A 10,561-nucleotide genomic window follows, 5' to 3' on the forward strand; every position below is an offset into this window, starting at 1 on the left:
TGGCCGGACGCGTCGCCGGCGGCGGACCGGAGGGCACGCGCAGATAGCCGGGCGGCGCGCCGAGGACTCGCCCGGGCGGCGCCTGCCCGCCGGCCGAGCCCTGCGGCACGGCGCCGGGCGGGCGGATCGGATCGTCGGCATAGCCGAGCGTCTGGCTCTCGCCGAGCGCCGCCACTTTCAGGGGAAAATCGGCCCCGCACATGCCGGGCCCGTCGATCGGCGACAGCAACGCGACGGCGGGCCCCTGCTTCACGGAGCCGCCCTTGAGGCACTGAACCTCCGCCTCACGCCGCCATGGCTCGCGCTGCGCCATGAAGTTGCGGGCGCAACCGGCGAGCGTGAGGAGAACGAGCGAGCCGACGAGATACAAACGAACGTCGCGCGTCATCCCGCGACAATGCCGGCGACCCGGTTAAGGAGCCCTTGACGTTACCGGACGGTTATACCGGAGCTGCGTGTTTCCGGTCACGGCCGCGTGAGGTCCACCCGAGGGCATGCGACGCTGGCGCTTGATCGCCGCCCGCGTTCCGGCATAACGCCACCACCGCCTGCCGACTCTCCCCGTCCCGAAGGAAGCCCGCCCGTGTCGAATCCGCTGGTCCGCCCGCTGTCCGCTCTCGATCTCGCCCGCCGGATCGAGGGCGGCGAGATCACGCCGGCCGATGTGGTCGCGCGGTGCGCCGAGGCGATCGCGGCCGGGGACGCGACCATCGGGGCGTTCGCGGCGCTCGATCTCGCAGGTGCCGAGGCGCGGGCGAAGGCGGACGGCGCGGCGCTCGCGAAAACGCCGCTGCGCGGGCTGCCGGTCGGCGTGAAGGACATTTTTGAGACGGCCGACCTGCCGACCGGCTACGGCTCGCCGATCTATGCCGGCTACCGGCCGGCGACCGACGCGGCGCTGGTGTGCATGATCCGGCGGGCCGGCGGGCTCCTGCTCGGCAAGACCGTGACGACGCAGTTCGCCTTCATGGACGCCGGCGCGACCAGGAATCCGCACGATCCCGCGCACACGCCGGGCGGCTCGTCGTCGGGCTCGGCCGCGGCGGTGGCGGCCGGCATGGTGGCGGTGGCGGTCGGCACGCAGACGGGCGGCTCGATGGTGCGGCCGGGCGCCTTCTGCGGCGTCGCCGCCTACAAGCCGTCCTACCGGCTGCTGCCGATGGTCGGCTGCAAGACCTTCTCCTGGTCGCTCGACACGGCCGGCCTGTTCGCGGCCGGCATCGCCGACGTCGCCTACGCGGCCGCGGCGCTGACCGGGCGGGATCTGCGGGTCGACCGCGCCGCGCCGGCCGCGCCGCGCATCGGCCTCGCCCGTCCGCACATCTGGCCGCAGGCGAGCCCGGCCATGCGGGCCGCCGTGGAGCGCGCCGCCCGGCTCGCCGAAGCGGCCGGCGCCAGCGTCCGCGAGGTGGCGCTGCCGCCCGTGTTCGAGGACGCCTTCCGGGCGCACGGCGTGGTCCAGGACTACGAGGCCTACCGCGCGCTCGCGCACGAATACGACACCCATCGCGACCGGCTCGGGCCGCGCCTGCGCGAGCATCTCGGCGCGGCTGCGTCGATCACGCCGGAGGCCTATGACGACGCGCGGCGGATCGCCAAGCGGGCGCGCCACGCGCTGGCCGACCTGATGGGCGAGGTGGACGTGCTGCTGACGCCCTCGGCCCCGGGGGCGGCGCCGCGCGGCCTGGAATCCACCGGACAGTCTACGTTCAACCGGCTATGGACCCTGATGGGCACGCCGTGCATCAATGTTCCAGGCTTGATCGACGACTCGGGCCTGCCGCTCGGCGTCCAGATCGTCGGCCGGTTCGGACGCGACCGCGCGGCGCTCGAAGCCGCCTTGTTCGTCGAGCGCACGATCGCTTCCTCACCGGGCGCGTGACGGAGACCGGATCGGGACGAACTGCACCGATACACTGCGCCGACGGCCGCACGACGCACCCTGCACCACGCACACACTGCACCACGCACACACTGAACGACGCACACACTGCACGACGTATTTTTCGGCGAGGAGTCATGCCGCGTATCTGGTCCCCGGATCGTCTCTCGGGAGCGAGACTTTTTTTCACGACATCGATTGCGTTGCTCTCGTGGCCCACGGCCGTGACAGGCCCGGTGCTGCTCGCATCGGCCCTGCTGGTGGGCGCCGCGCCGGCCGCGGCGCAGACGCCCACGCAGGCGCGCGTCACCTCGGCGACCGTGACGCTGGCGCCCGGCGAGGAGACAACGGTGTCGCTCGAGGAGAACGTCACCACCGGCTATTCCTGGCGCTACGATCCCGAGCACAGCAAGGACACGGCCGGCGTCATCATCCAGGATCTCGGCCACGAGCGGCGCAGCGGCGACCCGGCGCTCGGCGCCGCCGGCCTGCATCGTTGGCGGCTCCGCGGGGTGGCGGCGGGACATTCGGATCTGCGGTTCGTCTACGAACGGCCGTGGGAGCATCAGCCGCCGGCCCGCGAGCATACGCTGATGGTCGAGGTGCGCTGACGGCGCTTTCATCTAGTGGTAAAAATGAGCGGAAGCACCGCACACCAGTGTTGCAACGCGCAATTGTTTCCGACTTCAGAACGTCCGCGGGGTGTGCTATGGTTTCGCCATCCAAATGTCCCGAGGAGACCATCTTGGTTCATTCGATCGACCTGAACCGCGTCGCGATCTACGCCGTGTTCGTCTTCGTCACGGCCATCGTGCTGGGCGCGTTCTGATCGGATAGGACCGCGCCCGCGGCCAAGCGGGCCGGCTCGTGCGAGAAACATCGCCGCTGCGACACCGGAGAACCAATTCTCCGGTGTCTCGTTTTCAGGGGCATGGATTTCTTCTTTCCTCACGCGATCGACGTGCCTGCCCTCCCCGCCACGCGCCGCTTGAATCCTTCGGCCCGTTCGCTAAATCCTGCCTCCGCCGCGGCGCGAGTCCTGGTCGCCTCCTCCCGGAGTTCATGACGATGTCCCCCAGAACTCTGCTCGAGCTCGCCGGCGTCACCTCGCTGCCGGCGCGTCTGTCCGAGACCGTGCTGGTCGTGATCGACGCGCAGCAGGAGTATGTCGACGGCGCGCTGCCGCTCGCCGGCGTCGACCCGGCGCTCGCCGAGATCGGCCGTCTGCTCGAGCGCGCCCGCAAGGCGACGACCCCGGTCATCCATGTCGTGCATCACGGCAAGAGCACGAGCGGCCCGTTCGCGCCCGGCTCGCGCGGCGTCGAGATCGCCTCGCCGGCGGCGCCCGCGCCGGGCGAGCCGGTGATCGCCAAGAGCCTGCCCAACGCCTTCGCCTCGACCGATCTGGCCGACCGGTTGCACGCGCTGCACCGCTCGTCGCTGGTGCTGGTCGGCTTCATGACGCACATGTGCATCGAGGCGACGGCGCGCGGCGCCATCGATCTCGGCCTGAAGGCGACCGTGGTGGCGGGCGCGACGGCGACGCGCGATCTGCGCGATCCGCTGAGCGGCGCCGTGATCCCGGCCGCCGAGGTTCACCGCAACGCGCTGGCCGCGCTCTCCGACCGTTTCGCGACGATCGTCTCGTCGTGCGACAGGCTGGACGACTGAGCCGCCGCCACCGGGACGGCGACCACGTCGGCGATCACCGGGAGATGGTCGGAAATTCCCGCGGCGGCGCGGTCCGTGTAGGCGTGCACCAGCGCCTCGGCCGGGCGGCAATAAATCCGGTCGAGCCGCAGCATCGGGCACCACGACGGAAACGTGCGGAAGCGCGAGCGGCCCGGGCAGGCGCGGCGCAGCACGGCTCGCACCGAGCCGGCGAACAGCCAGTCGTTGAAGTCGCCGACCACGACGGTGGTCTGCGGCCCGCCGTCGATCAGCTCCAGCAAGGCGCGCACTTGGGTGCGGCGCTCGCCGAAGCTCAGGCCCAGATGCGTGGCGATCACGCGGGCCGGGCCGTGCGGCGTCACGATCTCGGCCACGATGGCGCGGCGCGGCTCGCGCTCCGGGAACGAGATGTCGTGCACGTCCCAGTGGGACGGCTTCCAGCGGCTCAACAGCATCTGCCCGTAGGCGCCGTCCGACGTGACGATGGTCTTGGCGCCGAGGCCGTAATGGCCGAGCGTGCGCTCGACCACGGCGAACGTCTCCGTGTCGTCGCTGCGCGGGCGGCGCGAATCGACCTCCTGCAGCGCGACGATGTCGGGGTCGTGCCGCTTGATCAGCTCGAGGACGCGGGCGATGTCGAAGCGGGGATTGCGGCCGAGCGCGCCGTGGATGTTCCACGTCATCACCCGAAAAGTGCCGTCGGGCTTCGTTCCTCCCGATCGGGACATCCTTTCTCCGCCCTCGTCCTGAGGAGGCCGCGAGGCGGCCGTCTCGAAGGACGGGGCGGCCGCAGCCGTGGCCGCATGGTTCGAGACGCGATCCTTCGGATCGCTCCTCACCACGAGGCCGGACGAGTCGGCACCGAGCGCCGCGGTCTTCACGGCTCGCGGCTCCCCCGGCGCGAGACGAGCGCCTGCAGGCCGAACACGATGCCGATCCAGCCGGCGAGCAGCGCGACCGCCATGGCGATGCGGCCGGGCGTCGGATTCTGGATCACGCCGAGCAGCTGCTCGCCGAAGGCCGACATGGCGACGATGCCGGGCGCCAGGCCGAGCGCGGTGCCGCCGATGAAGTCGACGAAGCGCACGCCGCTGGCGCCCGACAGCAGATTGATCACCGTGAAGGGCGCGATCGGCAGCAGCCGGATCGCCGCGATGGCGAGCACGCCGCGTCGCGTCACCTCGCGCCTGATCTTGTTGAGCCGCGGGCCGAGCAGGCCGATGAACGGCTTCTGCCCCAGCCCGGCCCCGATGGCGAAGCCGACCGCCGCCGACACCAGCGCGCCGGCGGCGGCGTAGAGGATGCCGAGCCAGGCGCCGAACACCATGGCGGTCGCCGCGATCAGCACCGTCACGGGAAAGCCGAGCAGCCCGCCGACCACGTAGATGCCGAGCACGGCGACCGGCGCCCACAGGTCGCCGAGCCCTTCGAGCACGGCGCGCACCCGCTCGATGTCGGCGAACTGCGCCAGCGGCGTGAAGCGCCAGGCCAGCACCACGGCGAGGACGACCAGGAACACGGCGCCCGCCTTGACGATGCCGGGCAGCCGGCGCGCCCGCGCCGGGCCCATCACCCGGGTGGTGACGGCTTCGACCGAGATCGGGCGGTACGGGTCGGCGATCGGCTCGATCGAGTCGGCGAGCACGCCCGGCGGCTCGTCCGGATCGCTGACCGGGCAGAGCCGGTGGCCGTCGCCCGACAGCGTCTCGGCGGCACGCAGCAGCGAGCCGGTGCGCACCAGCGCGTCGGCCACGGCCTGCTCGGAGACGCCGCAATGGTCGGCGATCAGGCGGTTGCGGATGCGCGCGACGGCGCGCCGCTCGGCCTCGGTGGCCGCCTCCAGCGCGACGTCGCATTCGGCGTCGGCGCCCATCGAGCGGTTGTTGAGATTGGCCGAGCCGACCCGCAGCAGCCTGTCGTCGACCACCATCACCTTGGAATGCACCATGGTGTCGGCGACGGTGTCGCCGGCGCGCACCTGCGGGAACAGGAAGCGCGCGCGGTCCGCGACGCCGGCCTCCTCCAAGATGCGGCGGAAGCGGGCCCGGCCCGCATGCATGGTGTTGGCCTCGATCCAGGAATGATACTGCCGGGGCGTGACGACCAGCAGCTCCAGCCCGGGCACACGCTGCATGTGCGCGGCGATCCGCTCCGCGACATGCGTCGCGGTGACGAACTGATTCTCGATGTAGATGCTGCGCCGCGCCGCATCGACGCTGTCGAGGAACAGCGCCTCGACCTCGCGCACCTCCGGCTCGTCGTCGCGGCAGCACGGCACCGTGCGGGCGATGGCGAGGCGCGTGTCGCGGATGTCGGGGGCGACGCCGTCCGGCCAGGGATCGTGCTCGGCCCCGACGGTCGCGAGATCCTCGCCGGTGGCGTGCCGCCAGCGCGTCTTGGCGACCTCGCCCAGTGCGCGCGCCGCGTCGCCGTCGGTGACGAGCTGCACGTCGTGGAACGGCGCATAGGGCACGCCGTCCGGATCGACCCGGTCGGGATCGGACGGGTGATGCCCGCGGCGGTCCCAGCGCCGGATGGTGAGATCGATGCCACCCGAGAAGGCGACGGCGTCGTCGACCAGCACGATCTTCTGATGCTGGGAGGAGCCGAACGGCAGCCGGTCGTCGAGCCGCAGCATCACCTGGGGCGGGGTCCGCTCGTCGATGACCAGCGTCGGAAACCACTCGCGCTCCGCGGCGAACAGCACCGAGTAGTTCCACAGCAGGAGCCGGATGGTCAGCTCGGGCCGGCGCGCGGCGAGCGCCGCGAGGAAGTCGACCAGCGTCTCGGGCAGATCGTCCGCCTCACGGTCCTGCGCGGACAGGCCGTCCGGCGCCGGCAGGCAGCGCGGCAGCCGCGTCTGGCTGTGGATGTCCCAGCCGACCACCAGGACAGAATGTCGCGCCCGCAGCAGCGACCGCCGGAGCGCGGCGAAATAGCTCTCGCCGTCGATCAGCACCGCGGCACGAGGCGCCGCCTCGACGCGCCAGACGTTCCGCCCGGGACGGAGGATGCGGTCGGTCGTCACGGGGAGCACGTCGACGGGCATCGGGCGGGCGGGTTCCGGAGGATCTCGGGTTCGCGCCGATAACGCACGAGACGAGGTTTGGTGCCGTTTTCACCTCTCCCCGCGCGGGGAGAGGTGAAACAACGGCGCTCGCGGCAACTCTACTCGGCCGCGACGGAGGCGGCGCGGGCGTCCTCGGAGAGGCTGCGCGGGTCGTAGTTGAGGATCGGCGCCAGCCAGCGCTCGCCCTCCTCCACGCTCCAGCCCTTGCGGGCCGCGTAGTCCTCGACCTGGTCGCGCTCGATCTTGCCGACGCCGAAGTAGTGCGCCTCGGGGTGGCTGAAATAGAGCCCCGACACCGAGGCGCCCGGCCACATGGCGAAGCTCTCGGTGAGCGACACGCCGATGTCGGCGCCGCCGAGAAGATCGAACAGCGTGCCCTTCTCGGTATGGTCGGGCTGCGCCGGATAGCCCGGCGCCGGCCGAATGCCGCGGTATTTCTCCGCGATCAGATCGCTCGCGCCGAACGTCTCGTCGGGCGCGTAGCCCCACAGCTCGCGGCGTACGGTCTGGTGCATGCGCTCGGCGAACGCCTCGGCCAGACGGTCGGCCAGCGCCTTGACCATGATGGAGGAGTAGTCGTCGTTGGCGCCCTTGAAGCGGTCCGCCACGGCGTCCTCGCCGAGCCCCGCCGTGACGATGAAGCCGCCGACGTGATCGGCGAGCCCGCTCGCCACCGGCGCGACGAAATCGGCGAGCGCCACATTGGCGCGGCCCTCGCGCCGCGAGAGCTGCTGGCGCAGCGTGTGCAGCACGGTGCGCCGCTCCGTCCGGCTCTCGTCCGCGAACAGCACGATGTCGTCGCCTTCGGCGGCCGCCGGCCAGAACCCGACCACGGCCGACGCCTTGAACCATCCTTCGCGAACGATGGTGTCGAGCATCGTCTGGGCGTCGGCGAACAGCGCGCGGGCCGCCTCGCCGACGGTCGCGTCCTCCAGGATGGCCGGATACTTGCCGGTCAGCTCCCAGGTGGAGAAGAACGGCGACCAGTCGATATAGGGCACCAGCGCGGCGAGATCGTAGGGCTCGAACACGCGGCGACCGACGAAGCTCGGCTTCGGCGGCACATAGGCGCCCGACCAGTCGAGCTTCAGCGCGTTCTTGCGCGCTGCGGCGAGACCGAGGCGCTTCTTCTGCTCCTCACCGCGGGCATGCGCGGCGGAGAGCCGGGCGTACTCGCGCCGCACCTCGTCGACATACGGCCCGCGCTGCTCCTTCGACAGCAGCGCCGACATGACGCCGACCGCCCGGCTCGCGTCGTTGACGTAGACGGCCTGGCCGCGCCGATAGTTCGGATCGATTTTCACAGCCGTGTGGACACGGCTGGTGGTGGCCCCCCCGATGAGGAGAGGAACATCGAAACCCTGGCGCTCCATCTCGGCGGCGACGTGGCACATCTCGTCGAGCGACGGCGTGATCAGGCCGGAGAGCCCGATCAGGTCGGCCTGCTCGGCCTTGGCGGCCTCGAGGATCTTGGCCGCCGGCACCATCACGCCGAGATCGACGACCTCGTAATTGTTGCACTGGAGCACGACGCCGACGATGTTCTTGCCGATGTCGTGGACGTCGCCCTTCACGGTGGCGAGCACGATCTTGCCGGCGGCGCTCTTGCGGGTGTCGCCGCTCTTCGCCTTCTCCTCCTCCATGAACGGCATCAGATAGGCGACCGCCTGCTTCATCACGCGGGCCGACTTCACCACCTGGGGCAGGAACATCTTGCCGGCGCCGAACAGGTCGCCGACCACGTTCATGCCGGCCATCAGCGGGCCTTCGATCACGTCGAGCGGACGGCGCGCGGCGAGACGCGCCTCCTCGACGTCCTGCGCGATGAAGTCCGTCACGCCGTGGACGAGCGAATGGGTGAGCCGCTTCTCGACCGGCCAGCCGCGCCATTCCAGGATCGCCTCGGTGACCTCGCGGGTCTGGCCGCGATACCGCTCGGCGACGGCGAGCAGGCGTTCCGAGGCGTCCTTGCGGCGCGCCAGGATCACGTCCTCGCAGGCCTCGCGCAACTCCGGATCGAGGTCGTCGTAGACGGCCATCTGGCCGGCATTGACGATGCCCATATCCATGCCGGCCTGGATCGCGTGATAGAGGAACACCGAGTGCATCGCCTCGCGCACCGGCTCGTTGCCGCGGAACGAGAACGACAGGTTCGACACGCCGCCCGAGACGTGCGCGCCCGGCAGGTTCTGCCGGATCCAGCGCGTCGCCTCGATGAAGGCGAGGCCGTAGCCGTCGTGCTCCTCGATGCCGGTCGCCACCGCGAAGACGTTCGGGTCGAACACGATGTCCTCGGGCGGGAAGCCGACCTGATTCACCAGGATGTCGTAGGCGCGCTTGCAGATCGAGATCTTGCGCTCGACCGTGTCGGCCTGGCCCTGCTCGTCGAACGCCATCACGACGGCGGCGGCGCCGTAGCGCAGCACCGTGCGGGCGTGGCGGACGAACGCCTCCTCGCCTTCCTTCAGCGAGATCGAGTTCACGATCGCCTTGCCCTGGATGCATTTCAGGCCGGCCTCGATGACGTCGAACTTCGAGGAGTCGACCATCACGGGCACCCGGGCGACGTCGGGCTCGGCCGCCACCAGATTGAGGAAGGTCGTCATCACGGCCTGGGAGTCGAGCAGGCCCTCGTCCATGTTGACGTCGATCACCTGGGCGCCGTTCTCGACCTGCTCGCGCGCCACCGACAGGGCGGCGGCGTAGTCGCCGGCCTTGATCAGCTTCCTGAACTTCGCCGAGCCGGTGACATTGGTGCGCTCGCCGACGTTCACGAAGGGAATCTCCGGCGTCAGCGTGAACGGCTCGAGCCCCGACAGCCTCAGAAACGGCTTCGGCTGCGCCACCTCCCTGGGCGCCTTGCCGGCGACGGCCTGGGCGATCGCCCGGATATGCGCCGGCGTGGTGCCGCAGCAGCCGCCGACCACGTTGACCAGGCCGGCGCCGGCGAACTCGCCGACGAGCTCGGCCATGAACTCGGGGCTCTCGTCGTAGAGGCCGAACTCGTTGGGCAGGCCGGCATTCGGGTAGGCGCAGACCAGCGTGTCGGCGACGCGCGAAATCTCGGCGATGTGGGCGCGCATCTCCTTGGCGCCGAGCGCGCAGTTGAGGCCGATGGTGAGGGGCCTCGCGTGCCGCACCGAGTTCCAGAACGCCTCCGGCGTCTGGCCCGACAGCATGCGGCCCGAGAGATCCGTGATGGTGCCCGAGATCATCACCGGCACGCGGCGGCCGATCTCGTCCAGGACCTCCTCGATGGCGAAGACGGCGGCCTTGGCGTTGAGCGTGTCGAACACGGTCTCGATCAGCAGCAGGTCGGCGCCGCCGGCGATCAGGCCCCGCACCTGCTCGGCATAGGCCACCCGCAGCTCGTCGAACGTGATGGCGCGAAAGCTCGGATTGGAGACGTCGGGCGAGATCGAGGCGGTGCGGTTGGTCGGGCCGATGGCGCCGGCGACGAAGCGGCGCTTGCCGTCCTCGGCCTCGGCCTGCGTCGCGGCCTCGCGGGCGAGCCGCGCGCCGGCCTCGTTGAGCTCGTAGACGACGTCCTCGAGGCCGTAGTCGGCCTGGGCGATGCGGGTGGACGAGAACGTGTTGGTCGAGACGATGTCGGCGCCGGCGCGGAAGTAGGCCAGATGGATGGCCCGCACCGCATCGGGCCGGGTGATGATCAGGAGATCGTTGTTGCCGCGCAGGTCGCGCGAGAAATCCGCGAAGCGCTCGCCCCGGAAGGCGGCCTCGTCGAGCTTCAGCTCCTGGATCTGCGTTCCCATGGCGCCGTCCAGCACCAGGATCTTCTCACGCGCCAGCGCGCGCAGCGCAGTCTCGGTTTCGGACGGAGCAAGGGGCTTGGTCATGGTCGGGTTTCCAAATTCGGCTCGTACGCGGAATTCACGTCACCCTCCCCTGGAGGGGGAGGGTCGGGGCGCGCGAGGCGC

General features: G+C 70.8%; 6 protein-coding genes and 1 pseudogene. 3 read left to right on the top strand and 4 right to left on the bottom strand.

Going from position 1 to position 10,561, the window contains the following annotated elements; genetic code table 11:
- Positions 1-388 (bottom strand): annotated as a pseudogene (locus CH341_RS22940) (extensin family protein); the annotation flags it as partial.
- A 195-nt stretch (positions 389-583) separates the two neighbouring features.
- On the opposite strand from CH341_RS22940, the gene CH341_RS22945 reads away from it, so the two are divergent.
- The 3 genes from CH341_RS22945 to CH341_RS22955 all read left to right on the top strand — a co-directional run bounded on the left by CH341_RS22945 (position 584) and on the right by CH341_RS22955 (position 3,553).
- Entirely contained in the window at positions 584-1,882 is a 1,299-nt protein-coding gene (locus CH341_RS22945) for an amidase (RefSeq protein ID WP_245431209.1), read from the top strand.
- A 236-nt stretch (positions 1,883-2,118) separates the two neighbouring features.
- On the top strand, positions 2,119-2,493 hold the full coding sequence (locus tag CH341_RS22950; RefSeq protein WP_170149769.1) for a protease inhibitor I42 family protein: 375 nt from the start codon (positions 2,119-2,121) through the stop codon (positions 2,491-2,493).
- A gap of 457 nt (positions 2,494-2,950) precedes the next feature.
- Entirely contained in the window at positions 2,951-3,553 is a 603-nt protein-coding gene (locus CH341_RS22955) for a cysteine hydrolase family protein (RefSeq protein WP_111421318.1), read from the top strand.
- Here CH341_RS22955 and CH341_RS22960 read toward each other — a convergent pair.
- From CH341_RS22960 to metH, 3 genes are all read right to left on the bottom strand, one after another.
- Positions 3,478-4,281 carry an endonuclease/exonuclease/phosphatase family protein gene (locus tag CH341_RS22960; RefSeq protein WP_111421319.1) on the bottom strand — a complete coding sequence of 268 codons (804 nt, stop codon included), beginning with the start codon at positions 4,279-4,281 and terminating at the stop codon, positions 3,478-3,480. The two genes, CH341_RS22955 and CH341_RS22960, sit on opposite strands and share 76 nt — an antisense overlap.
- 149 nt (positions 4,282-4,430) lie before the next feature.
- On the bottom strand, positions 4,431-6,602 hold the full coding sequence (locus CH341_RS22965) for a VTT domain-containing protein (RefSeq protein ID WP_111421315.1): 2,172 nt from the start codon (positions 6,600-6,602) through the stop codon (positions 4,431-4,433).
- A gap of 119 nt (positions 6,603-6,721) precedes the next feature.
- Entirely contained in the window at positions 6,722-10,480 is a 3,759-nt protein-coding gene (metH, locus tag CH341_RS22970; protein ID WP_111421316.1) for a methionine synthase, read from the bottom strand.
- Between the last annotated feature and the right edge of the window lie 81 nt (positions 10,481-10,561).

It is taken from the genome of Rhodoplanes roseus (assembly GCF_003258865.1).
Lineage (GTDB): Bacteria > Pseudomonadota > Alphaproteobacteria > Rhizobiales > Xanthobacteraceae > Rhodoplanes > Rhodoplanes roseus.

What these genes read in the sequence shown, in the direction of transcription:
- CH341_RS22960 (WP_111421319.1), bottom strand. Translation starts at nt 4,281, where the DNA reads ATGTCCCGATCGGGAGGAACGAAGCCCGACGGCACTTTTCGGGTGATG.
- CH341_RS22965 (WP_111421315.1), bottom strand. Translation starts at nt 6,602, where the DNA reads ATGCCCGTCGACGTGCTCCCCGTGACGACCGACCGCATCCTCCGTCCC.
- metH (WP_111421316.1), bottom strand. Translation starts at nt 10,480, where the DNA reads ATGACCAAGCCCCTTGCTCCGTCCGAAACCGAGACTGCGCTGCGCGCG.
- CH341_RS22955 (WP_111421318.1), top strand. Translation starts at nt 2,951, where the DNA reads ATGTCCCCCAGAACTCTGCTCGAGCTCGCCGGCGTCACCTCGCTGCCG.